Consider the following 24,583-nt stretch of genomic DNA (forward strand, 5'->3'; position numbering starts at 1 on the left):
GCGATGAAGATTCTTGTAACGGGAGCCAACGGTCAGTTGGGACGCGAGATGCGTATTGTCAGTCGGGATACGGACCACGAATTTGTCTTCACGGATGTCGTCGAGGCGGAGGGCGTACAGACGACCCGGCTCGATATCACCGACCTGGAGGCAGTTCGTCGCACCGTCCGGGAGGAGCAGATTGACTGCATTGTCAACTGCGCAGCCTATACGAATGTCGACAAGGCGGAGAGCGACGAGGCTTTCTGCCGGGTGTTGAATGCCGAAGCACCTCGCAATCTGGCTCAGGCCATAAAGGAGGTGAACGGGCTGCTGCTCCACATCTCGACGGATTACGTCTTTGGCGGCGACCCCTATAATACGCCCTGCCGTGAAGACCAGAAGGGAACTCCAACCGGAGTCTACGGACAGACCAAGCTTGAAGGAGAGCAGTATATTCTCGGCATGGGTTGCAAGTATGTCATTCTTCGTACCGCCTGGCTCTATTCCGAATTTGGCCGGAACTTTGTCAAGACGATGCTCAACCTCACGTCGACCAAACCGCAGTTGAAGGTCGTATTCGATCAGGCCGGCACCCCGACCTATGCCTACGATCTGGCGTTGGCCATCCGAACGGTCCTTGCCGATTATGCGGCCTGTGATACGACGCAGGGATATGCCAGGGGCGGTATCTACCACTATTCGAACGAGGGAGTCTGCTCGTGGTTCGACTTTACGAAGGCGATTGCCGCCTATGCCGGAAATACGACGTGCGACATCCAGCCCTGCCACAGTGACGAGTTTCCCAGCCCTGTCAAACGTCCGGCCTATTCCGTGCTGGACAAGACCAAGATCAAGGAGACATTCGGCCTTCGGATTCCGTATTGGGTCGATTCGCTGAAGATTTGCATGGACAATCTTAAAAACATGTAGTCATGAACAATTTCAAACGCAATATCATCATTACCGGTGGAGCCGGTTTTATCGGTTCGCATGTCGTACGGCTTTTCGTTACGAAATACCCCGACTATCATATTATCAACCTCGACAAGCTGACCTATGCCGGGAATCTGGCCAATCTGAAGGATATCGAGCAGGCACCGAATTATACCTTCGTCAAAGCGGATATTTGTGATTTCGATACTGTTCTTTCACTGATGCAGCAGTATGAGGTGGATGGCATTATCCATCTGGCGGCCGAAAGCCACGTGGACCGTTCCATCAAGGATCCCTTCACCTTTGCACGGACCAATGTCATGGGAACCCTTTCGATGCTCGAGGCAGCTCATCGCTATTGGAGTTCGCGCCCCGAGGGCTTTGAAGGCAAACTTTTCTACCATATCTCGACTGACGAGGTGTATGGGGCACTGAAAATGACGCATCCCGAGGGTATCAAGCCTCCTTTTACGACTACGGCCTCCTCGACGGAGCACCATCTGGCTTACGGCGAGGAGTTCTTCTACGAAACGACGAAGTATAATCCGCACAGCCCCTATTCTGCCTCCAAGGCTTCGAGTGACCACTTCGTGCGGGCTTATCACGATACTTATGGCATGCCGACTCTGGTGACCAACTGCTCGAATAATTATGGCCCCTATCAGTTCCCCGAGAAATTGATTCCGTTGTTCATCAATAATATCCGCCACCGCAAACCGCTGCCCGTATACGGCAAGGGAGAGAATGTCCGTGACTGGCTCTACGTGGAGGACCACGCCCGCGCCATCGACCTGATTTTCCATCGTGGCCGCGTGGCCGAGACCTACAACATCGGCGGATTCAACGAGTGGAAGAACATCGATTTGATTAAAGTGGTTATTAAAACGGTTGATCGACTTCTTGGCCGTAAAGAGGGTGAAGATATGAATCTGATCACCTACGTAACGGATCGCCCGGGGCATGACATGCGTTATGCGATTGATTCGTCGAAGTTGCAGCGTGAACTGGGTTGGGAACCCTCGTTGCAGTTTGAGGAAGGTATCGAGAAGACCGTTCGCTGGTATCTGGATAACCAGGCTTGGATGGATAACATCACTTCGGGAGAATACGAACGTTATTATGAGAGTTTATATTCGTCTCGGTTCTAAAAACAAAAATAGCTTTTTTTAGCTTGAAGTATATTTGGGCCCTGTATAATCAAGTCTTATTAAAGTCTCATAATATGCATGGTATTAATCTGCTTGATTGGTAGATTATTATAAATTGGAATATTTAAGAGATTGTATATGTCTCGAAATGTAGCTATAGATATTTTTCGAATTGTTGCTGCTTTTTTTGTTATTTGTATTCATGCTCCGTTTATTACATGGGGGACAAATCCTATATATAAATGCGCAGTTCCTTTTTTTTGTTTAGTAACTGGATATTATTTAAATGGCAAAAGAGAGGATGATAAATTATTTTTTAACAAGATTCTTGTTTATCTCAGAATTTTATTGTTGGCTGTTATCGTTTATTTGATATTAGCACTATTTGAAGGTGTTGATGTCGAGATCCCCAGTTTAAAGATCTTAGCATTGTACAATTCATTTGGATTTATAAATGCACCTCATTTGTGGTATCTATTAGCTTTGATAATTTCACTCTCTATAATACATTTATTAAAAAAATGTGGAGTTGTTTGGATGATATATATGTTCTTGCCATTTATTATAATATCACCCTTGGGTAAATATAATCTCCTCCCTTTCTCTCGTTTAATTGAAAATTATGATGCTAATTGGCTACTAACTACTTTGCCATATATCGCATGTGGTTTTACTATTCGTACATTGGATGGAGGAAAGGAGAAGCTCAAATATTTATATTTAGCGATTGCTTTATTTTTCGTAATCTTGACATTATTTGAAAGTAAATATTGGGGCGGGATGTTATCAGATAAATCCGCCTTTTATGTAGGTACTCCTTTTTATTCTATTGGGCTCTTTTTGTTCCTCTTGTCTGTACGTATACCATCCTCCCCCCTCCTAATAGCCTTTGCGGATTTTTGTAAAAAAGCATCTTTGCCAATTTATGTTTGGCATTTTTTAATAATCAATATATTGAAAGTTTGCGCCTTATATGAATTGCTTCAACCTTTTGTTGCATTATATGTATTTATTTTCTTAGTTTTTATTATTGTATCAGTAAGTTTAGTTCGAAGGCTATGCAGAGGTATGATATATCAATAGATATATTGAAATTCTTGGCTGCTTTGCTAATTACCAATAGCCATATGGAGATTCTTTACGGTGAATATTCCTATTTAGCTACAGGTGGCGCCATTGGAGATTCTCTTTTTTTCTTTTGTTCAGGATATACTCTTTTTTTAGGAGATAATACGAGTTTCTTTAATTGGTATAAAAGACGTATTAATCGAATATATCCAACTGTATTTGCTTGGATGATAGTATGCTGCGTTGTGTGGAAGTGGCAGGTTAATATTCTTGATGTTATACTACACGGTGGAGGTTGGTTCGTAGAGTGCATAATGATTTATTATGTAATACTTTGGTTTGTAAAAAGATTTTGTATAAAGCATTTGGACTGGGTCTTTGGAATCTCTGCATTAATAATTGGGATACGGTATTTCTTGGCTTCTGAAGCAGTAGGGTTGGAATCTATGAGTATTTATGGATCAACGACTTTTAAATATTGGATTTTTTTCCTTAGTGTGTTAGCTGGTGCAATGTTAGGATTATATCGGAAAAGGAGTGTATTCACAGTTGGTAGACCGGTTGTTAGTCTGTGTTTCTTGAGTCTGTCTGTTGCCTTATTTTATTTATTATATTATTTCAGTTTTATTTCGACGTTGATATGGCTTCAATTATTGACCATATTCCCATTAATAGGAGTTGCATTTTATCTATATAAGATATGTAATAGTAGTTGGGTTTTGAATTTATATTCTAAAAAAATCCCAGGAATAATAATTAAGGTCATAGGAGGCTTATGTCTAGAAATTTATTTAGTACAATATAATTTATATACAGATAAATTTAATGATCTGTTCCCTCTGAATATATTAATTATGTTTTTGATTATTCTTTTAGTAGCCTATTTGCTAAGGTGTTTGTCTCGCTTTTGGAAGCAAACATTTTCTGAGGCTAACTACGATTGGAAGAATATTATAAAACTTTATTAATATGAAAGTAAGAGATAGTAATATTGAATTGCTAAGAATTGTATTGATGATACTTATAATTATTTGGCATTATTTGGTATATGGATATGGTATACTTGAAAATCTTACAACTCATCCCATTATATTTATAACGCCTATATTAGTTTTCCCGGTTGATTGCTTTATTTTTATTTCAGGATACTATGAGGTAAGACTAAAAAGACTAAAATTTATTTCGTTGTTAGGTATGTTAGTTACATATAGTGTTCTAACATGTCTTGTAAGAATGGCTATAGATAATACATTTGATGTTAAAGCATTGTTCATTAGTTTATTTCCTGTCTCTAGCAATTATTGGTGGTTTTTTACACAATATTTGATGTTGATTTTGTTAAGTCCGATGCTTAATATTTGTGATGGCTGGACTAAAACTTATTTCAAGAAAGTATTACTCTTATTTGCATTTTTTTATTTGGGAATATTTTCTCTTGGTATAGGGACTAAAATAGGATGTATTGGAGACTTACCTCTTTTCGTTTTTATATATCTTTTAGGACGATATTTAAGGAAATATCCGATTGAGGCATTAATTAACAATCGGATAAAGATAATTATCTTATTGTCTATTATATCTTGTTCCCTAATATTCTTGTTTATTAAATGGAACCTTGATTCTTGGGTTCTTCGTTCCATTTCGTATAATAATCCGTTAATTATTCTTATGGCTATTGAGGCCTTTTATGTATTTAAATGTTTTAAGATGAGATCAATTCGGATTATTAATATAATTGGATCAACTGTTTTTGCTTCTTATCTTATAACTGAGAGTTGTCTAAGACATGTTTATATTGGTCTAATAATGGATTGGTGTAGATGGTATTATTATGTTCTTGCGGCCCTTATCACGATATTGCTAATCTGTCCATTTGAATTAGGGAGAAAGAAAATATCAAGTAAAATATTTGAAAAAATTACACAGTCAAGTTATAAATATCTTTGTTAGGTAATGGCATCAATCAAACGGAATTTTATTTATGATTTGATAAATAATGTTTCTGGGCTAATATTTCCATTGATCACATTTCCATATACTTCTCGGATTTTAAATCCTGAAGGTATTGGCGCGGTGGCCTTTGCGCAATCAATCATAGCATATTTTGTTATGTTTGCAGCTTTAGGTATACCAACATATGCATTAAGAGAGGTCGCTAAATTAAAAAATGATAAGCAAAAATTATCGACTTTTACATTTGAGATAATCACTATACATGCTGTATTATCTATATTGTCATATTTAATAGCGTTATCTTTATATTTTATTGATCGTATAAATGATATATGGCTTATATACTCGATTGCTAGTATTCATATAATATTGAATTTCCTAGGTTTTACTTGGTTTTTCCAAGGAATTGAGGAGTTCCGATTTATTACAGTTCGAGTATTGATATTCCGAGTCTTATCTCTTGTCGGATTGTTTGTATTTGTTCGTGAAAGTTCCGACGTATATTGGTATATGGCAATACTTATTTTCTCAGAGGCAGGGAATAATGTATGTAACATATTTATGCTAAGGAAATATGTGTCATTTAGGAATATTTGTCTTAGATATAGAAATTTAAAAAAACATATTAAGCCAATTGTTACTTTATTCCTTTTATCTGTTTCTACGATGATCTATTTTAATATGGATAACCTAATGATTGGATTTATTAAAGATGATATATCCGTTGGTTATTATAATCCTGCACTCCGCATACAGCGAATGTTAATGGGGTTTGTATTGTCATTAAGTACGGTTCTGTTCCCTAGACTATCAAGTTTGGCAAAGACAGATCGGGCACAATTCTTTTCTTTAAGTCGGGAAGGTATAAATGCAACATTAGGACTTAGTCTTCCGATAGTTTTTGGTATTTATGCACTAGGGAGACCTTTAATTCTTCTTTTTGCAGGAGAACAATTTGAGCCTTCTATTCTTACTCTTGATTTTTTAGCTCCAGTTATTGTCTTGGGGACTTGCTCTAATTTGTTAGCAAAAGTTCTGATCTCTCAAGAGAGGGAAAAAATGGTACTTATAGCAACATCGGTAGGAGCCATTGTTAATTTGCTTCTTAATGCAGCCTTCATTTATTATTTCTCGCAGTATGGTGCGGCAATAGCGAGCTCTTTGTCAGAATTAGCTGTATTAATAACAATGATTATTATTGGACGTTACTACTTACCTAGGCCATTAATCATATTTGATGCAATGAAATATTTTGTAGCATCTATTTTAATGTGTGCTGCCGTTGTTTGGATCGTTAATATTTGCGATATCGGAGCATTGGCCAGTTGTGTAGTGGGATTCTTTGTCGGTGTTGTTGTGTATGGTTTGTTTTTATTGATACTAAAAGAAAAGTTTATTGTGAATAATGTAATACGATTTGTATCCACAAAATATTCGAAGCATTGAAACCTAGTTTATATGTTTATCTGGTTCTAGTTGTAGTAAGTAATCTTTTTAATCTGAGGTTCTTACCTGATCTAGTATATGATTCCAATGAGAGTTTTATCTTACTGATGGGAATTATTGCTTTGGGTTTTATATGTTTCCGCCCAAAGAGGATAATTTTTAAAACCTCATTAACTAAAAAATATATTCAGTATTTTGAATTCGTCTGGATTACAATAGGAATAAGTATTATTACTTGTTTCCTTTTTTGGGGACAAAGTCCTATTCAATCATTTTTGACTTATAGGAGACTTTTTTCGTATCTATTTCTTTTCACTTTATTATGGATCTCTCCATCTGCAGATGAGATTATAAAAGGATTCAAATATTACACTTATACATTCCTTGTAATAGCATTTTGTATTTGGATATTACATATTCCAATGACTAATGTTATTTATGATGCGAATGCGGAAATATCAATGAATAACTCAATTCCTGGAACTACTATAATTTTATTTTATTTTTATTATCTCTTGATGAAGTTAAGGGAACGATTCTCTTTTAAAGGTTTAATACTTGTTAGTTGTTTGATGGTTTACTATGTAATAAATCAGAATAGGTCTTTAATGTTCCCATGCTTGTTCTTTTATATATATACTCTTGTGTATAAAGTTAAATTTAATTTCTTTTTAAAATCGATAATAATAATAAGTTTATCTTGCGTACTATCCTATAACTTTGAACTTATAGGAAATCTATTAAATGAAACCCGAGGACAATTAGATGATGATGGATATGTACGATGGACAGCTATTAAATATTTCCTTACAGATCTCTCTCCTAATTTTATTTGCGATATTTTTGGTAATGGTATAATAAGTAGTATATCGAATCCTGCACTTTGGTTGAGATTGTATGCTAATATGTGGAATTTTAATGATGTTGGATGGCTTGGTTATTATGCTTTTTTTGGGTTATTAGGTATAATAGCTATTTTCAACATTATTTTAAGGATCTTATTTGATAGGCGATCTTTCTCGGATGTGCGAATGTTTCTGATTCATATGTTAGTGCCGACAATCTGGTGCTTATGGATGCCAGATACAATTGTGCTATTTTGTTTAGTAGTTTATATATATTTATATCGGAGAACATATGTTTTGTGAAGGTTAGGCTTGTCCTTTTCGTGTTTTCGAATCTGTATCAATAGATAAATGTTAACATATTTGATATGGGTTTATTTAATGAGATGTAAGTTATGAGAAAGTTTAGATCAATTGCTATATATTTGCCTCAATATCATCCTCTTGCTCTTAATGATAAAGCTTGGGGAAAGGGATATACAGAGTGGACTAATGTTACTACGTCAAAGCCTAGATTCCCAGGACATTATCAACCTCAATTGCCGGGAGATCTCGGGTTTGTGGATCTTAGATTAGAAGAAACTCGAATAGCGCAAGCTCAAATGGCTAAGCAATATGGAATAGATGGCTTTTGTTACTATCACTATTGGTTTACAGGTGAGAAATTGATGGAGAGACCTTTTGAAGAGGTATTGGCAACAGGCAAACCTGATTTCCCATTTATGCTTTGTTGGGCTAATGAGAATTGGAGTCGTTCGTGGACAGACAGATCTGATGATTTGTTGATAAAGCAGGTCTATTCGGAAGAAGATGATAGAAAGCATATTCACTATCTTTTATCTGCATTTAAAGATCCTCGATACATTAGGATTAACGGGAAATGTGTATTTGCCATATGGCGGCCATTAATTATGCCGAATCCGACAAGAACATTACAGATTTTTAGAGAAGAAGCGGCAAAAGAAGGTATTGGATTATATATTATAGCCGTTGAACACAATGATAAAACCCCAGATTATTTTTACTATGGATATGATGCTGGTATGGAGTTTCAGCCTCATTGCAATTATGGCTATGCAAAGTATAAGGATTATGTAATTTTAAAGTTGAATAAGATTTGTAAGGCGATTATTGGCAAAGCTAAGATTCCAGTTATTCACTCATATAAAAAATATATGCGGTATGTATCTAGTAAACCGATGCCATATTATAAACGGTATCCATGTGTGATGCCGGGTTGGGATAATGCTGCGCGAAAATCACATAGAGCTTTCGCTTGTTGGATCGGTAATACTCCGTTATTGTTTAAAGAGTGGGTAATAAGAACCTTTAAAAAATTTAAACCATTTTCGAAAGAAGAAAACTTAGTATTTATTAATGCTTGGAATGAATGGGGGGAAGGTTGCCATTTGGAGCCCGATTTAAAATGGCGGACAGGTTTTTTGGAAGCTTTTAAAGATGCTGTAGATGAGTATAATCCTGAAATATAATCAGGTCTCAATGGTGGTTCTTGCTCATAGTTTTGCTGTGTCAAACTTTTTAACTGATTTCATCTGTTTATTTCATATCTTAAGTGGATATTGTTTTAAAGATAAATATATTGAGAATAAAATTACATATATAAAAAGATTTTTTCTTCTCTCTATCTGATATCAAATTATTGGCACAATTTACCGTTCTTGAAGACTCTCCTAAATGGTTGTTTTTTTATTTATGTAGCGGTGTATTTCTGCCACTAGCCGTTAGGAAATCATATCTTTATATATATGAAAATCTTATACATAGCTTTAGGTGGAAAGGGCGGATCAGATAAAGCCCTTATTGATATACTTTCAATTCTGACGAAAGATTATGATATCGAACCTCTTGTCATATGTGGGAGAAAGGATTTGATACCAGAGTTAGAGCGCATAGGTGTAAAATCATTATTTTATGATTTTGAATGGGCTCTATGTCCGCCGAACACAACACTAAAAGATAAAATTCTTTATGTCCCTAGGAGGCTTAAAGCTTGTTTGCGGAGGAGGAGAGATGTTTATGCTCTTAAAACGATTGTGAAGGAATTTCAGCCATATATTATTCATACTAATATTGGAGTTGTAAACCTTGGATACCTTCTTGGTAAAAAAATGCGAATTCCTCATATATGGCATATTCGAGAATATCAGATTCTTGATCATGATATGCATTATATCGGAGGACTGAAGAATTTCCGTCGAGTGTTACGGCTGAATAAGTTCAATATAGGGATTACTAAAGATCTTTATCGATATTTTAGGATGGAAAATCCATCTGTGCAAATCTATGATGGAGTTAGGTCCTTTCGCCCCAATTCTATAGCAATGCTACAAAAACCTCGTAACTATTTTTTATTTGCAGGTTTTATATATCAAGGTAAAGGACTTGATGAATTGCTCTTCGCTTATAAAGAATATTGTGACAGGGGAGGGGCTAACAACTTATTTATTTTAGGAACTTTTAATGAGTATAATTCATTCCACCAATGGGTTAAGCAATATATCGAAAAAAACAATCTTGATGGAGTAAAGTTGCTTGGTTTTAGAGACGATGTTGATGAATTGATGTCACATTCAGTTGCTGTTATTGTACCATCTAGATTTGAAGCATTTGGTAGAGTTGCATGTGAAGGAATGTTTAATAAGACGCTTGTTATCGGGAAAGATACAGGAGGTACAAAGGAGCAATTTGATAATGTTGATGAATATGTAGGGGATCCTATTTCGTTAAGATATTCAACCGAACATGAACTCGTAGACCGAATGTTTGAGTCTGAAAACATGTCTATTAAACGGCGGTCAGAGATAATTGAGTTATCATTTAGATTAGTTAATAGCTTATATACAAATGAAATCTCAGCAGCCCATGTATATGAATATTATACATATGTACTTAATTATGACCATTAGTTATAGTTGATATATTGTTATTTTATGTATGTTTATATCTTAAAATAAAATGAAAACATTAATTTCTTAAGGGAATGTAATACTCAATTTTATAATGCCGCTGTGTATGAGTGGAAAGATGACATACAGAAAAAAGGCATTAAAATAGGGACTGTCGTAAAAAGAATAAAAACTTTATAACGAATTGATTGCCAATGTAATATAAAATTTGTATCTTAGCTAAAGATAAAAAGAATACCTCCAATTGCCCTAGAAAAGCCAAATTTGGAGGTATCGCAAAAATTAATCTGCATGGCTAAGGTACAAAATTTCTCTGAAATATCACCCAATCTTCCTTTCACGGAGTTCGATTTTTATGAATTGTATAGGCGGACGTTCGAGACTAGCGAGCTGGGAAAAATCAGGAAGAGGCTGCCGCTTGGTGAGATGGCAGAGAACTTTGGACTGATAAGCAAGAGCATGAGAGCGAAGAAAGGGCGAAAAACATACTTCACCCCGGAGGGCAAGGTTGCGCTGATGTTCCTGAAGATGTACACAGGTCTGAGCAGCCCGAGGTTGATGGAGCATCTTAACGGCAACGTCCACTATCAGCTCTTCTGCGATGTGAGAATAGACCCGATGCATCCTCTGACGAACTACAAACTTCTGGACGACGTGTTTTCGGAGCTGGCCCGCGGGCTGAAGATCCAACAGCAGCAGGAGATACTGGCAAGAGCCTGGAAACCGTACATGAAGGACCTGGACACGATGTATACGGATGCGACCTGCTACGAGAGCGAGATGCGCTATCCTACGGATGCGAAGCTTCTGTGGGAAGGAATAGAGAAGTCATATGAGATAATGTGCACTCTGAGTGCCAAGCTGAATGTGCACCGTCCGAGGACGAAGTACGTAGACGTAGAGAAGGCCAACCTGTCGTACAGGAAGCGGCGCAGGCATACGAAAGCCCAGNGAAGGAGACCCGCACACTGGAGAGGGAGAATGCAGGCGCGGAGAAATTGCTGACAGCCAGACAGAAGAGCGATATTGAAATCATCACAAGAGTGTACCGCCAGCAGAAGGCCCACTTCGAGAACAACAATCCTCGCGAGAGTGTCAAGGACAGGATAGTGAGCATCAGCAAGCCGTATGTGAGGCCAATCGTGAGAGGCAAGGAAGTGAAGAGCGTAGAGTTTGGTGCGAAGTGCAACAACATCCAGGTTGACGGACTCTCATTCATCGAGAAGCTGTCATTCAATGCCTTCAACGAGGGAACCAGGCTTACGCACTGCCTGAAGATGCACCGAAAGCTCTTCGGTGTGGAGGCGAAGAAGGTCGGAGGAGATGCAGGCTATGCCGGCAGCGCCAACAGGGGGTACTGCAAGGATAGAGGAATACAGACGTCATTCGTCAAGCGTGGCCGTCCGTCCTTGGAAAAGAAAGAGAACGACATCATCCGCAACGAGCTGGCGAGGGTGAGGGCAACGAGGATGGAAGGCTCGTTCGGAACGCAGAAGGAACACTATGGCCTGAAACGCATCAAGGCAAGGACGAAGTTGACCGAAATCCTGTACATCTTCTTTGGCATCCACACGGCGAATGCAGTACAGCTCGTCCGGCGGGAAGTCAACGAAATTGCCCAGGCTGCCTGATGTTCGAGGTGAGTGAGAAACGGCCCTTTCACTGGAGTATTGGCTCCAGTTGGGTCCAAAAATGAAAAAAGGGGCTCCGAAACGGAGCCGAAAATATAAAAAGATGAGTTCGATCGGAAAAATTACCGGGACAGTCTGCCGATTGACTCATAATGACGGAATTAAACGACTGTCCCTAAATTAAAAGGGTATAATGAGTTTATTGAAGACAATTCATTTGAGAATAGATGGAAATTGTTATCTCAAATGCAGGGATGCTAGGATTATCTAGTTCTATTAGGTTCATCATCAAATCTTCAAAAACCGGAATGGTTTGTTTTAACATTACTCCTCCCTACATTTATTAATAAAGATTCTGTATCTAAGGGTTGAATGCTTTTTATGAATTCGACCTTTATAGAATTTAGGACAGGGGTTAAATACCAGATTATTGATTTATGAAATACTCGATTATAACGCCGGTATATAACCGAGAAGATTGTATAGCTCGTTGTCTTGATAGTGTTATTAGTAATACTAGAGCCGATTTTGATTTTGAACATATTGTGGTTGACGATGGTTCTTCTGACCGATCAGCGTTAATTATTCAAGAATATGCTGAAAAATATAAGCATATAAAATATATCTCATTTTCACAGAATAGAGGTACCAATGCTGCTCGAAATGCAGCAATAGCAGCAGCAGAGAGTGATTATTGTATAATATTGGATAGTGATGACTATTTTGTAGCAGATGCACTAGCTTTTATTGATTCAATAGTCTCCTCCAATGAATATAAGGCGTATATGTTTGCTGCAGACGATATGCTTGATTATTATAAAAGGAATCCCATAATTAACGGCAAACTAACCGTTGAATTAACCTTTCAAGATTTTCTTCGAGGAAGCATTGGAGGAGATTTTATTCATTGTATTTGTACTCAGATATTAAAAAAATATCCATTCGACGAAGGGCTTAAAGTATTTGAGGCTGTATTTTTCCTTCGCTTTTTTAGAGAGGCGCAGAAAATGTTATTTACAAATCGAGTGGTTACTATTAGAGAACGAAGTCGCAATGATAGCGTGACAAGAACCATGATAGCAACTAATGAAGAAACCATCCAAAAATATTATCAAGCTAATCAGTATCGGTATCTTTGGTTTAAAAATGATTATGTAAGATTGGGTGAAGTCGATGCTCTTTCTGCATTACTTAACAATCTTGTATATTACTCGTTACTTTTAGGTCTCCGAGATAGGGCAAAGAAATGGGTCCATGAATTGCAAAGATTAAGCTTAAGTTTAATGCGCAAGAATCATATATTGTTTACATATAGATTAGGGCGGCTTTATTTATTTATGCTTAAGGTTTATTTTGTGTTAAAGTATAAGATATTGCAATGTAAATTATCTTAAAATAGCTGGTTATGGCACTAAATATTAAAGACCTATGTATAAATGATTGTTTCGGTTGCGCTGTATGTGCTAAAGTCTGTCCAAAACATATAATTGAGGTTAGACTTAATAAAGATGGATTTTTCCAACCACAAATAAGTTCTGTCGTTAATTGTATAAAATGCGGGCTCTGTGTAGATGTTTGCTCATTTTATAATGAGGGAGTTGCATTAGTAGCGCAGCAAGTTAATGCTTTTGCCGGATGGAGTAATGATGTGGCTGTTCGTCAAAAGTGTTCATCGGGTGGAGTAGGCTTTGAATTAGCAAGAGTAGCATTATCTTTAGGGTATAAAGTGTGTGCCGTGCGATATGATGTGGATCAAAATGTTGCAGAGCATTATATAGCTACTACAGTTGAACAGTTAAATGAATCTGTCGGGAGTAAGTACATACAAAGTAATACTTTAATCGGTATGAGGCAGATTGATCCAAATGATAGGTATATTGTATTTGGAACACCATGTCATATCGATTCTTTTAGGAGATATTTGCGAAAAATTAGGAAAGAGGACAATTTTATATTGGTGGATTTTTTCTGCCATGGTGTCCCATCCTATTTGTTATGGTATAAATATTTAGATCATATAAAAGATCGAATTGGTGAGATTAAAAGAGTCAAATGGCGAGACAAAAAGGACGGATGGCATGACTCCTGGGCAATGGATATACAAGGGGGAACTGGACATTTGTATATAAAAATGAGTGACGGAGACTTATTCTTGAAAACTTTTTTAAGTGATTCTTGTCTCAGTAAAGCTTGTTATGACAATTGTAAGTTTAAATATTCTAAATCGTCTGGGGATATTAGGATTGGAGATGCGTGGGGTAGACTATATCGGAATAATTCACAAGGAGTCAGCGCAGTTGTTTGTTTCTCTAAGAAAGGGCTTAGTTTATTAAAACAAAGTAATTGTAGAATTATTAAGCATGATTTCGAGCAAATAGCCGAATATCAGATGAAGGAGAATGCTCGAAGACCACTAATTTATCCGTATGTGCAGCAATTGCTGAGATGTAATGAGCCTTTGAATATAAGGCGATTGCGGCTACTCCTCTATATTCATACAATATGTCGTTTCCCAAAACGAATTATAACAAAAGGTACCAAAATATTAAGATGAAAGTAGTTGTAACTGAAGGTGGAACAGCTAATAATGTTGGCTCAATGGCCCTCATTGAAAACGCTATTAAAATTGCACGGCACAAAAATCCGAATTGCTCTATTTCTGTCTTTTGTCTAGACCCTAAGTCAGTTATTCAAACTCTCGAGAAAGATGGAATGTTTGATCGGATAGCGGTTTATTCTGATCTTTTTCCAATACCTAGAGGTGGTGCTCTGAGAAAAACATTGTGGTTTATTCAATGCGTCAGCTGGATCTTATATAGTAGGTTTATCCTTTTGTTCTGTAAGAAAATAAGTTGGGCTTTTGGAGGAAGGAAGAAAAAGAACCTACAAGAGGTGGAACAAGCCGATTATATCTATTGTATAGGAGCTGAACGTATTAATGACGTCTATTATAAAACTGCTTTATTATCGCTTTATGCGATTGGTACATATGTTAAAATGGGAAAGAAACTGATTCATCTTTCTCTAACGATTGGCCCGGTATTTAATAAAACTACAATCTATCTAGCAAAAAATATTTTAAATAAGAGTTATGCTATTTTTGTGCGAGATCAAAAATCTTTCGATATATTAAAAAACTGGCATTGTAGAGCCTCGTTTCAATTCAGTTCATATGATATTGCTCTTTTGCAATCTCTGGATGTCGATAAAAAGCAATCTCTTTTACAAGAATTTGGAATCCAGAAGAATTTCGTCGGAGTTTCTTGTATATACTGGCTATTTAGAAAAGTAAATGGCCCAACACGACAGGATGGCTATGAACTGGCTATTGCAAAATGTCTAGATTATATAATTGAGAAATATAACTTCCAGATTGTTTTTACTCCGACTGTAGTTGGGGTTGGATCATACGATGATGTTGCTATAGGGACACATATATTTCAAAAAATGGAACAAAAGCAGGGTGTCGTGCTAATAGATCGAATACTATCCCCAGTAGAAATGGCTTCTCTACTTTCGCAATGCAAATTCTCTATTGTTACTAGAATGCACGCTGCTATTTTATGTTCTGGAGCTGGTAACCGTCCAATTATTGCAATTAGTTATCTATATAAATTGCGGGAATATATGAGAAATATTCTTTGCGAGGAGTATTGCGTAGATATTGATTATGTGAATGCAGAGATTTTGACTGACCTTATTGATAAATTAATAGATAATTATCAAATAGAATGTCAGAAATTACTGAGGCGTCAAGTTTATTTAAGGGAAAAACTAATAGAGAGTCTTGTACAGATCTAGGATGACAGTCATACATATTTTTTGGTCTCTTTCTTTTGGCGGAATTGAGACCATGCTAATAAATATTGCAAATGCTCAGGTAGAGCAAAATGCCAATGTACATGTGATGATTATTAATGACTTATATGATGATGAGTTATTACGTAAATTCGATAGACGAATCGTTGTTCACTTAATTCATCGTAAATGTGGAAGTAAGAGTTTATCATTTGCTTTTCGAATGAATAAACTTCTTGCCAATGTCGCTCCAGATGCAATCCATATTCATATGAGTAAATTTTATAAATTAATATGGCCTGGACGATTAAGACGTATAACTTGTGTTACATTGCATGATTTACCGAGAGGCTCAGTGAAACCTGATCGCATCTTGTATCGACTTTTTCCTATTTTAGGATTATATGATAGTGGAAATGTTATTTTTATCGATAAAGTTCCTGCTGTTTTTGCTATTAGCGATGCCGTGAAAGATGAACTATGGCAGAAATACAATATTAATAGTATTGTTGTAAATAATGGTATTCTGACTCAAGTCTTTCGGCATCGGTTAAATATGCCGATAGGCGAAGTAATGAATGTTGTCATGGTAAGTCGTTTAGAGCATAACAAAAAGGGGCAGGACTTGTTAATTCGAGCAGTGGCTATACTTCAAGGCAAGATTCATGTAACCTTCATTGGTGAGGGTAAAAGTCGTTTCTTTTTAGAAAATCTGACTCGAGAGCTGAATGTTGAGAAGTATATTCATTTTTTGGGAGTCCGATCGCAATCGTATATTGCCGAACATTTGTGTGATTATGACTTATTTGTTCAACCTTCGCGTCGAGAAGGATTTGGTTTAACAGTGGCTGAGGCTATGGCTTCTAAATTACCAGTTCTGGTCTCTGCTGGACAGGGTCCTGCAGAAGTGACTTGCGGTAATTGTTATGGATGGGTATTTGAAAATGGGAGTGTAGATGATTTAGCTAAACAGCTTAATTATATTTATTCCCATTATGACGATGCATTGAGTAAAGCTAATCGGGCCTTACAGTATGTATGTAGAACATATGATGTGTCTGTAACAGCTAAAAAATATCTTAAATTATATCAACAGATGAATGAATCTAGAGGCAATATAGATAGATCATTTTAATTTTATTGAGGTCTAATAACTGAGTTGTGGACTAATGGTTGGCGTTGTTATTCTAAATTATAATAATGTAAAGGATACCTTGAATTGTGTCGAATCAGTATTGCGATTCAATACGTATCCTATAAAAATAGTTATTGTGGATAATGGATCAACTAATCCTGCTGTTGTGCCGGCAATAGATTCATATTTATCTCACAAATATTTGGCTCGATACAAGAGGATAGAAGAAGGAGAAACTATAGAGACATTAAATGATATTACATTCTTTGTATCACTGCATAATGATGGATATGCGCAAGGGAATAATAAAGGACTAAATCTTCTATATAAAGATTTGGATATAAAGTATATTTTGATCTTAAATAGTGATATTCTGTTTATTGAGGATATTATTGGTTGCTTGGTCAAAGATTTACAGTCTGTTTCTAATGGAGCTATCGTCAGTCCCATATTATATAAAAAGGATATGAATGGACTTGACTACAATTGTGCCAGAAAATCAACCTCTTTGAGTGACCTTTTTATAGAATATCTATTTCTTTTTCATGATTTTGGAGGTTTGCTCTCAAAAAGACGAAATAAAAGAAATTTGTTAGTTGGTAAGAATCTGCCATTAGAAGATCCCTTGGTTGAAATCGAATTACCTTCAGGAAGTTGTATGCTAATAGAAAAGGATTTTTTTAGAAGTATAGGATCATTTGATCCGCATACCTTTTTGTATAATGAAGAAAATATTTTATGGGTTAAAATACATAATCTTGGAAGACAGAATTATTTGGATACTCGATTGAAGTGTATCCATTTAGGAGCTACAACTATAGATAATAAAGCACCTTCAGAGTTTGTATTAAACTGTTCCTTGGAAAGTAATTATTATTACCTAAAACATTATACAAACGTTGGAATATTATATCTTTTTTGTATGAAGGTTTTTTATTGTGGAATACGATTAAAATGGAAGATAAGACAATTGCTAAAGACTCTAAAGTAATTTTTGAGAGTGATAGAATGCCTCTCTATTAACTACAGACAATGATAATAGATTGGATTGATGCTTAGTATTTAATATATGCCTAAGGTTTTAATTGTAGCCACATCCCGCAAGACTCGTGGTGGTATCACTTCTGTTATTAAGGCTCATGCAACCGGGAAACAATGGAAACAGTTCCATTGTCATTGGGTACAAACGCATCGGGATGGAAATTCTCTAAGAAAATTAGGATACCTGCTTTTGGCGCTAATTGATTTCTGTTGCCGTTTACCTTTTTATGATATTGTGCATATTCATGTGGCGACCACGCAGTCTGCAAGGCGTAAACGTATTTTTCTCAAATTAGCAAAATGGAGCCATAAAAAAACAATTCTGCACTTCCATCCATCTAATGAGAAATTCTTATTCGAACCGGCTAATCAGAAACTATATACTGAATTATTTTCATCCGCAGATCTTGTTTTAGTGCTATCTGAACAATGGCGCAGATGGATTAAAGAGGCTCTTGGTTTATATAAAAATATTCAGGTTCTGTATAATCCTTGTCCAATAGTTAATCGCCAGGAAGATCTTCGAAAACCGTATATTTTATTTGCTGGGACTGTTATTCCTCGAAAAGGGTATGAAATTCTATTGCGTGGTTTTGCCAAGGTGGCAAGTCAATACCCGGATTGGAGAGTCATATTTGCAGGGAATGGTGAGATTAATAATGGGCAACGGATTGCAAGAGAATTAGGTATTGATTCTCAGGTTGAATTCGTAGGTTGGGTGCAGGGCGCACAGAAAGAAAAGTTATTTCAAGAATCATCGATCTATTGTTTGGCGAGTGAGGGCGAAGGATTCCCTATGGGGGTGCTTGATGCTTGGGCTTATGGGATTCCTTGTGTGATGACGCCGGTGGGAGGTATCCCAGATCTCGTTGAAGATGGAAGGAATGGTTTATTATTCCCTATTGGTGATTATAATACTTTAGCGGAGAAGTTGGCTCTCTTAATGGGAAACAATCAGCTAAGAACCTCAATCGTAACAGAAACCGATAAATTGGTAAATGGAGAATTGTCAGTTGATGTTATTACGTGCCGACTAGGACAGATATATTCTTCTTTATCAGCAACATGTTAAAGACTGTCAATGTCATAAATTTATGCTCAATGTTCTAATTAATGCCTATGCTGTTAGTCCTAACTGGGGAAGTGAGCCTGGTATGGGCTGGAATTGGGTTGTCAATCTTGCCAAGTATTGCAATCTTTACATTATTACGGAAGGTGAATGGAAAGATGATATTGAGGCTGTGGTAAAAACGCTCCCGCAAAAGGATCATTTGCATTTCTATTATAATCCATTACCGAACAAGATCCGTAAAATGTGCTGGAATCAAGGTGATTGGCGATTTTACTGGTACTATCGTAAATGGCAGAAGAGGGCCTTTGAAATCGCACAATCTATCATAGGTGAACATCATATTGATGTCATTCATCAGTTGAATATGATCGGTTTTCGGGAACCGGGCTTTTTATGGAAGATTAAGGATATCCCATTTGTATGGGGCCCTGTAGGAGGCATGGAGCTCATGCCAACCGGATATTTGGCGGGTACAGGGCTTGTCCAGAAGTTAAAGGTATATCTGAAGAATTTTTTAAATAATCTCCAGCGGAAATATCAACCTCGTCTTTTGTCTGTGTTAAATCGTGCGGACGCTGTTATTGCAGCAACCAAAGGCGTTCATGATTTGATAGCCAATTATCACCATAAGAAAGTTATACTTATTAATGAGACCGGCTGCTATGTGAATCAGAATCAAGTAAATGAGTCCGCAGATTCATTTGACGTTTTGTGGGTTGGAAAATTCGATTTTCGCAAGCAGTTGGGATTGGCCTTGCATGTGATTGCCAATATGCCAAAGGATTGCCTTGTAAAATTACATGTCGCAGGATCAGGTCAGGCCTTAGAAGTTAACCGCTACAAAGAACTGGCGAAAGATCTTGGAATAGAGAATCGGGTAGAATGGCATGGTCTTATGCCGCATGATAAGGTCTTGGAGTTGATGAGTAAGTGTAATCTTTTCTTGTTTACAAGTATTATGGAAGGGACCCCTCATGTCGTACTGGAAGCATTGCAAAACAATTTACCCATCGTCTGTCTTGACACATGCGGTCAAGCCGGAGTAGTTGATGACACGATTGGCTTTAAAATTCCTGTAACAAACACGAATCAGAGTATCCGGGATTTCACGGACACTATTATCAATCTTTATAATCATAGAGATCTTCTGACCAAGTTAAAATCAAATTGCCTGGAGCGTCAGAAGCAATTGTCTTGGGATAATAAAGCTCGACAAATGGTTGAAATATATGAAGATACTCTCCGCGCAAAGAGATGAAAACCTATATTCTAGGGGCCTTTATTATTTTTATTCTTAACTAGATAGCTCGATCGAGTTATCCCCAAGCATGGAAACATATTTTAATATTCGTTACGAGTTCGATAAAGAATCCGTACATGGCCGTATTGCTCAGCAATTGAAGAAAAATGGAGCCGACTACATCTGTGTTGCAGATGGTGTCATTCTCAATACCGCAAACCGGGATTCAGAGTACCTTAAGGTTGTTAATGGTGGCATGTTCTCTATCTGTGACAGCAGCTTTGTCCCTCTCTACATCCGATGGATCTACGGAAAGCACTTCGAGCAGTATTGTGGCAGTCAGATTTTCATGGACATTATTCGCAGCCGTAAGTACCGGATGATCTTCATGGGAACCTCACAAACTATTCTTGATGGTCTGAAAGCCAATCTGGTAAAGGAGAATCCAGACGTGGCGCAGATGCAGTTCGTCGAGCTGCCGTTCCGCAAGGTCGAGGAGTTTGACTATCCGGAGATTGCACGCGTGGTTGAGGCTGACGGTGCCGATATCATCTGGGTCGCTCTTGGAGCACCCAAGCAGGAGATCTTCATGAGCCGGTTAAAGCCTTACTTGCATCACGGTGTTATGATTGCTGTCGGCGCTGCGTTCAAGTTTTTCAGTGGAACGGAAGTCTCTCGAGCCCCTCAATGGATGATTCGTTGTCATCTGGAATTTGTTCACCGGATTTTCAAGGAGCCGCGTAAACAGCTGTCCCGCTGCGCAGGAATTCTTGGCTCATTACCTCGTCTTTTGTGGCAGGAGTGGCGACGTAAACGTCACAACGCACATATTGCAGATTGTTGATTAAAAAATCATTTGCCGGAGTACCTTAAAAACAGCTCCGCAGTACTTTCCCTTTTTCATATCCGAGTGGCAATGCATCTAGCATATCTCAAAAGCATTGCGCTCGCCCTGTTGCAACCTTAGCAATATTCTATAACATTTTATTCTTTAAAAAATGAAAACAGCCTTAATCACTGGGATTACAGGCCAGGACGGCTCGTTCCTGGCTGAACTGTTGTTGGAGAAGGGGTACGACGTCCACGGCACGATCCGCCGTTCGTCGACCGACTACCGCGAACGTATCGCCCATCTGGAAGGCAAACCGCATTTCCACCTGCACTACGCCGACCTCGGCGACTCGATGAGTATCATTCAGGTGGTCAGCACGGTGCGTCCCGACGAGATCTATAACCTTGCGGCCCAGAGCCACGTGCAGGTTTCGTTCGATGCGCCGGAGTTCACCGCCGACGTCGATGCAACGGGCGTGCTGCGTATCCTGGAGGCCGTTCGCCTGTGCGGACTGGCCCAGACCTGCCGCATCTACCAGGCTTCGACCTCGGAGCTCTACGGCAAGGTGGAGGAGGTCCCGCAGAACGAGAAGACTCCGTTCCACCCCTACAGCCCCTACGCCGTGGCCAAACTCTACGGCTATTGGATCGTCAAGGAGTACCGCGAGGCCTACAACATGTTCTGCTGCTCGGGCATTCTGTTCAACCACGAGTCGGAGCGCCGCGGCGAGACCTTCGTGACGCGTAAGATCACTCTTGCCGCAGCCCGTATCGCCCAGGGCAAGCAGGACAAACTCTACCTGGGCAACCTCTCCTCGCTGCGCGACTGGGGTTATGCGAAGGATTACGTCGAGTGCATGTGGCTGATCCTGCAGAACAAGAAGCCCGAGGATTTCGTGATCGCCACGGGTGTGCAGCACTCTGTCCGGGAATTTTGCTATCTTGCCTTCAAATACGTAGGCATCGAGCTGGAGTTCGTTGGCGAGGGTGCGGACGAGAAGGGTATCGACAAGGCAACGGGCCGCGTTCTGGTTGAGGTGTCGAAGGATTTCTACCGTCCGACGGATGTCGTGAACCTTTGGGGCGACCCCTCGAAGGCCAAGAACGAGCTGGGCTGGAACCCCACGAAGACCTCGTTCGAGCAGCTGGTGAAGATCATGGTCGATGCCGATATGGCGAAGGTGGCCGTAGAGCGTGCCGACGAGGAGATCCGCATGAACCTGGCCGAGTATCTTGAGAAGGGTATTGTAAAGTAATATGAGGAGGAAAGCCTTATGATGGAGAAGAATGCAAAAATCTATGTGGCCGGACATCGTGGAATGGTAGGTTCGGCCATCGTTCGCGAACTGCAGCGTCAGGGCTACACGAACATCATCACCCGTACGCACAAGGAGCTGGATCTGACACGTCAGGAGGCCGTCGAGCGTTTCTTTGCCGAGGAGCGTCCCGAATACGTCTTCCTTGCCGCGGCGAAGGTCGGCGGTATCGAGGCCAACCAGAGCGCCCTGGCCGACTTCATGTACGACAACATGATCCTCGAGATGAACGTCATCCACGCCGCCTGGCAGAACGGCTGCAAGAAGCTGGAGTTCCTCGGCTCGTCGTGCATCTACCCGCGCATGGCGCCCCAGCCGATGAAGGAGTCGTGCCTGCTGACCTCGGCGCTCGAGAAGACGAACGAGGCCTATGCCCTGGCCAAGATCTCGGGCCTGAAGTATTGCGAATTCCTGAACCGCCAGTACGGCACGGACTATATCAGCGTGATGCCGACGAACCTCTACGGACCGAACGACAACTACCACCCGACGCACAGCCACGTGCTTCCGGCGCTGATCCGTCGCTTCCACGAGGCCAAGGTGCAGGGGCTTCCCTACGTGACGTGCTGGGGTGACGGCAGCCCGCTGCGCGAGTTCCTCTACGTGGACGACCTGGCCAATCTGTGCGTCTTCCTGATGAACAACTACTCGGGCAACGAGACGGTGAATGCCGGTACGGGCAAGGAGCTGACGATCAAGGCGCTGACCGAACTGGTCGCCAAGGTTGTCGGCTATACGGGCGAGATTCGCTGGGATCCCTCGATGCCGAACGGCACGCCGCGCAAGCTGCTCGACGTCTCGAAGGCCAAGGCGCTGGGGTGGACCTACAAGACCGAGCTCGAGGACGGTATCCGCCTTGCCTACAAGGACTTCCTGGAAAATCCGATGCGGGCCGAGCGATAATCGGCAGGGCTTATGGCAACTACCAGTCGCTACTGCGTCATTATGGCCGGAGGAATCGGCAGCCGCTTTTGGCCGGCCAGCCGACGCCACCTCCCCAAGCAGTTTCTCGATATTCTGGGCACGGGGAAGAGTTTCATCCGCCATACGTTCGAGCGTTTTGCGCCGGTCATCCCGGCGGAGAACTTCCTGGTCGTGACGAATGCCGCCTACCGGCAGCTGGTTCTCGAGCAGCTCCCCGAGCTCCGGCTCGAGCAGGTGCTGTGCGAACCCGTCGGACGCAATACGGCCCCCTGCATCGCCTATGCGGCCTTCCGCCTCAAAGCGCTGCAACCCTCGTCGACGATGGTCGTGGCGCCGTCCGACCACTTCATCTTCGACGAGGAGGAGTTCCGCCGCGACATCGCCTCCTGCATGGAGTTTGCCGAGGCGCGCGATGCGCTGGTGACGATCGGCATCCGCCCTTCGCGTCCCGATACGGGCTACGGCTATATCCAGACCGCATCCGCCGGGGAGATCTCGCCGGTTGCCTCGTTCCGCGAGAAGCCCGATCTGCAGACCGCCATGAGCTACCTGGCGGCGGGCAACTACCTGTGGAATGCCGGGATCTTCGTCTGGTCGACGCAGAGCATCCTCGCGGCGCTCGAACGCCACCTCCCGGAGGTCTACGGCCTCTTTGCCGAACGGGCTGCGGCGTTTGCCATGCCCGATGAACGGCCGGCCGTGGAGGAGATCTTCTCGCGCTGCCCGTCGATCTCGATCGACTACGGGGTGCTGGAGCGGGCTGCCAACGTCTTCGTGCGGAGTTCGGATTTCGGTTGGAACGACGTCGGGACATGGGGTTCGCTCTATGAGCTCTCGGCGAAGGATGCCGACGGCAACGTCGTGCCGACCTTCTCGAAACTCTACGACACGACCGACAGCCTGATCAAGGCGGCCGGCAAGAAGGTTGTCGTGGTGGATTCGCTGCATGACTATATCGTGGTCGATACGCCGGATGCACTGTTGATCTGCCCGCGTTCGCGCGAGCAGCACATCAAACAGGTCCTCGAGGATCTCACGCCGATCGACGACGGACGGTTCGTCTAGTTGCTCCAAATGGGTTGAAAAGGGCTGATTCCCTACCGGGGAATCGGCCTTTTTTGTGCTTGTAAAGACCCGTTTTCGAGTGCTGTATGATTGAATTTCGGGGTAGTGTTTCAAAAAGTGTGTCTGAGAAGGAGCCTTCAGATTCTTCAGATATGCAAATATAACAATTCTTGTTTTTAGATCCACACGCCGCGGCGTGTGGATCTAATTTTTGTGTTATAGTCTTCA

The 24,583-nt window shown here is 40.3% G+C and carries 20 protein-coding genes; all 20 read left to right on the forward strand.

Annotation, left to right across the window (positions count from 1 at the left end):
• Positions 1-3 precede the first annotated feature (3 nt).
• The 20 genes from rfbD (at position 4) to C8267_RS03935 (ending at position 24,355) form a co-directional block, all read left to right on the forward strand.
• On the forward strand, positions 4-912 hold the full coding sequence (gene rfbD, locus C8267_RS03845; protein WP_106633684.1) for a dTDP-4-dehydrorhamnose reductase: 909 nt from the start codon (positions 4-6) through the stop codon (positions 910-912).
• A gap of 2 nt (positions 913-914) precedes the next feature.
• Positions 915-2,063: a dTDP-glucose 4,6-dehydratase gene (locus tag C8267_RS03850; RefSeq protein WP_106633685.1), complete on the forward strand. Its 1,149-nt coding sequence runs from the start codon at positions 915-917 to the stop codon at positions 2,061-2,063.
• Between the two features lie 138 nt (positions 2,064-2,201).
• Positions 2,202-3,146, forward strand: a complete 945-nt coding sequence (locus tag C8267_RS03855; protein ID WP_106633686.1) for an acyltransferase family protein — start codon at positions 2,202-2,204, stop codon at positions 3,144-3,146.
• Positions 3,147-3,190: 44 nt separating this feature from the next.
• On the forward strand, positions 3,191-4,099 hold the full coding sequence (locus tag C8267_RS03860; protein ID WP_234025676.1) for an acyltransferase family protein: 909 nt from the start codon (positions 3,191-3,193) through the stop codon (positions 4,097-4,099).
• 1 nt (position 4,100) lies between these two features.
• On the forward strand, positions 4,101-5,081 hold the full coding sequence (locus C8267_RS10885; RefSeq protein ID WP_158699698.1) for an acyltransferase family protein: 981 nt from the start codon (positions 4,101-4,103) through the stop codon (positions 5,079-5,081).
• A 3-nt stretch (positions 5,082-5,084) separates the two neighbouring features.
• Positions 5,085-6,530 carry a flippase gene (locus C8267_RS03865; protein ID WP_106633688.1) on the forward strand — a complete coding sequence of 482 codons (1,446 nt, stop codon included), beginning with the start codon at positions 5,085-5,087 and terminating at the stop codon, positions 6,528-6,530.
• A gap of 1,240 nt (positions 6,531-7,770) precedes the next feature.
• Positions 7,771-8,865 carry a glycosyltransferase WbsX family protein gene (locus C8267_RS03870; protein WP_106633689.1) on the forward strand — a complete coding sequence of 365 codons (1,095 nt, stop codon included), beginning with the start codon at positions 7,771-7,773 and terminating at the stop codon, positions 8,863-8,865.
• Positions 8,866-9,141: 276 nt separating this feature from the next.
• Positions 9,142-10,302, forward strand: a complete 1,161-nt coding sequence (locus C8267_RS03875; RefSeq protein WP_106633690.1) for a glycosyltransferase family 4 protein — start codon at positions 9,142-9,144, stop codon at positions 10,300-10,302.
• A 998-nt stretch (positions 10,303-11,300) separates the two neighbouring features.
• On the forward strand, positions 11,301-11,933 hold the full coding sequence (locus C8267_RS11155) for a transposase (RefSeq protein ID WP_234025678.1): 633 nt from the start codon (positions 11,301-11,303) through the stop codon (positions 11,931-11,933).
• 437 nt (positions 11,934-12,370) lie between these two features.
• On the forward strand, positions 12,371-13,327 hold the full coding sequence (locus C8267_RS03885; protein WP_106633691.1) for a glycosyltransferase family 2 protein: 957 nt from the start codon (positions 12,371-12,373) through the stop codon (positions 13,325-13,327).
• Between the two features lie 11 nt (positions 13,328-13,338).
• A complete protein-coding gene (locus C8267_RS03890) occupies positions 13,339-14,487 on the forward strand; it encodes a Coenzyme F420 hydrogenase/dehydrogenase, beta subunit C-terminal domain (RefSeq protein ID WP_106633692.1) in 1,149 nt (382 codons plus the stop codon).
• Positions 14,484-15,734 carry a polysaccharide pyruvyl transferase family protein gene (locus C8267_RS03895; protein ID WP_158699699.1) on the forward strand — a complete coding sequence of 417 codons (1,251 nt, stop codon included), beginning with the start codon at positions 14,484-14,486 and terminating at the stop codon, positions 15,732-15,734. Before C8267_RS03890 ends, C8267_RS03895 begins: the two co-directional genes overlap by 4 nt.
• Position 15,735: 1 nt before the next feature.
• A complete protein-coding gene (locus C8267_RS03900; protein ID WP_106633694.1) occupies positions 15,736-16,866 on the forward strand; it encodes a glycosyltransferase in 1,131 nt (376 codons plus the stop codon).
• Positions 16,867-16,900: 34 nt separating this feature from the next.
• Complete coding sequence (locus C8267_RS03905) at positions 16,901-17,857, forward strand: glycosyltransferase (protein ID WP_106633695.1); 957 nt, start codon at positions 16,901-16,903, stop codon at positions 17,855-17,857.
• A gap of 78 nt (positions 17,858-17,935) precedes the next feature.
• The gene (locus C8267_RS03910; protein ID WP_106633696.1) at positions 17,936-18,979 is read left to right on the forward strand and encodes a glycosyltransferase family 4 protein; all 1,044 of its coding nucleotides are present in this window, start codon (positions 17,936-17,938) and stop codon (positions 18,977-18,979) included.
• Positions 18,980-19,001: 22 nt separating this feature from the next.
• Positions 19,002-20,237 carry a glycosyltransferase family 4 protein gene (locus tag C8267_RS03915; protein ID WP_106633697.1) on the forward strand — a complete coding sequence of 412 codons (1,236 nt, stop codon included), beginning with the start codon at positions 19,002-19,004 and terminating at the stop codon, positions 20,235-20,237.
• Positions 20,238-20,307: 70 nt separating this feature from the next.
• Positions 20,308-21,063: a WecB/TagA/CpsF family glycosyltransferase gene (locus tag C8267_RS03920; protein ID WP_106633698.1), complete on the forward strand. Its 756-nt coding sequence runs from the start codon at positions 20,308-20,310 to the stop codon at positions 21,061-21,063.
• A gap of 154 nt (positions 21,064-21,217) precedes the next feature.
• Positions 21,218-22,306, forward strand: coding sequence for a GDP-mannose 4,6-dehydratase (gene gmd, locus C8267_RS03925; RefSeq protein ID WP_106633699.1), 1,089 nt, complete (start codon positions 21,218-21,220; stop codon positions 22,304-22,306).
• An 18-nt stretch (positions 22,307-22,324) separates the two neighbouring features.
• Positions 22,325-23,269 carry a GDP-L-fucose synthase family protein gene (locus C8267_RS03930; protein ID WP_106633700.1) on the forward strand — a complete coding sequence of 315 codons (945 nt, stop codon included), beginning with the start codon at positions 22,325-22,327 and terminating at the stop codon, positions 23,267-23,269.
• Positions 23,270-23,281: 12 nt separating this feature from the next.
• Complete coding sequence (locus C8267_RS03935; RefSeq protein WP_234025679.1) at positions 23,282-24,355, forward strand: mannose-1-phosphate guanylyltransferase; 1,074 nt, start codon at positions 23,282-23,284, stop codon at positions 24,353-24,355.
• Positions 24,356-24,583: the final 228 nt, after the last annotated feature.

Source organism: Alistipes sp. Marseille-P5061 (assembly GCF_900290115.1).
GTDB classification, from domain to species: Bacteria; Bacteroidota; Bacteroidia; order Bacteroidales; family Rikenellaceae; genus Alistipes; species Alistipes excrementigallinarum.

Coding starts and splice junctions, on each gene's coding strand:
- rfbD (WP_106633684.1), top strand. CDS start 4: ATGAAGATTCTTGTAACGGGAGCCAACGGTCAGTTGGGACGCGAGATG.
- C8267_RS03850 (WP_106633685.1), top strand. CDS start 915: ATGAACAATTTCAAACGCAATATCATCATTACCGGTGGAGCCGGTTTT.
- C8267_RS03855 (WP_106633686.1), top strand. CDS start 2,202: ATGTCTCGAAATGTAGCTATAGATATTTTTCGAATTGTTGCTGCTTTT.
- C8267_RS03860 (WP_234025676.1), top strand. CDS start 3,191: ATGGAGATTCTTTACGGTGAATATTCCTATTTAGCTACAGGTGGCGCC.
- C8267_RS10885 (WP_158699698.1), top strand. CDS start 4,101: ATGAAAGTAAGAGATAGTAATATTGAATTGCTAAGAATTGTATTGATG.
- C8267_RS03865 (WP_106633688.1), top strand. CDS start 5,085: ATGGCATCAATCAAACGGAATTTTATTTATGATTTGATAAATAATGTT.
- C8267_RS03870 (WP_106633689.1), top strand. CDS start 7,771: ATGAGAAAGTTTAGATCAATTGCTATATATTTGCCTCAATATCATCCT.
- C8267_RS03875 (WP_106633690.1), top strand. CDS start 9,142: ATGAAAATCTTATACATAGCTTTAGGTGGAAAGGGCGGATCAGATAAA.
- C8267_RS03885 (WP_106633691.1), top strand. CDS start 12,371: ATGAAATACTCGATTATAACGCCGGTATATAACCGAGAAGATTGTATA.
- C8267_RS03890 (WP_106633692.1), top strand. CDS start 13,339: ATGGCACTAAATATTAAAGACCTATGTATAAATGATTGTTTCGGTTGC.
- C8267_RS03895 (WP_158699699.1), top strand. CDS start 14,484: ATGAAAGTAGTTGTAACTGAAGGTGGAACAGCTAATAATGTTGGCTCA.
- C8267_RS03900 (WP_106633694.1), top strand. CDS start 15,736: ATGACAGTCATACATATTTTTTGGTCTCTTTCTTTTGGCGGAATTGAG.
- C8267_RS03905 (WP_106633695.1), top strand. CDS start 16,901: ATGGTTGGCGTTGTTATTCTAAATTATAATAATGTAAAGGATACCTTG.
- C8267_RS03910 (WP_106633696.1), top strand. CDS start 17,936: ATGCCTAAGGTTTTAATTGTAGCCACATCCCGCAAGACTCGTGGTGGT.
- C8267_RS03915 (WP_106633697.1), top strand. CDS start 19,002: ATGCTCAATGTTCTAATTAATGCCTATGCTGTTAGTCCTAACTGGGGA.
- C8267_RS03920 (WP_106633698.1), top strand. CDS start 20,308: ATGGAAACATATTTTAATATTCGTTACGAGTTCGATAAAGAATCCGTA.
- gmd (WP_106633699.1), top strand. CDS start 21,218: ATGAAAACAGCCTTAATCACTGGGATTACAGGCCAGGACGGCTCGTTC.
- C8267_RS03930 (WP_106633700.1), top strand. CDS start 22,325: ATGATGGAGAAGAATGCAAAAATCTATGTGGCCGGACATCGTGGAATG.
- C8267_RS03935 (WP_234025679.1), top strand. CDS start 23,282: ATGGCAACTACCAGTCGCTACTGCGTCATTATGGCCGGAGGAATCGGC.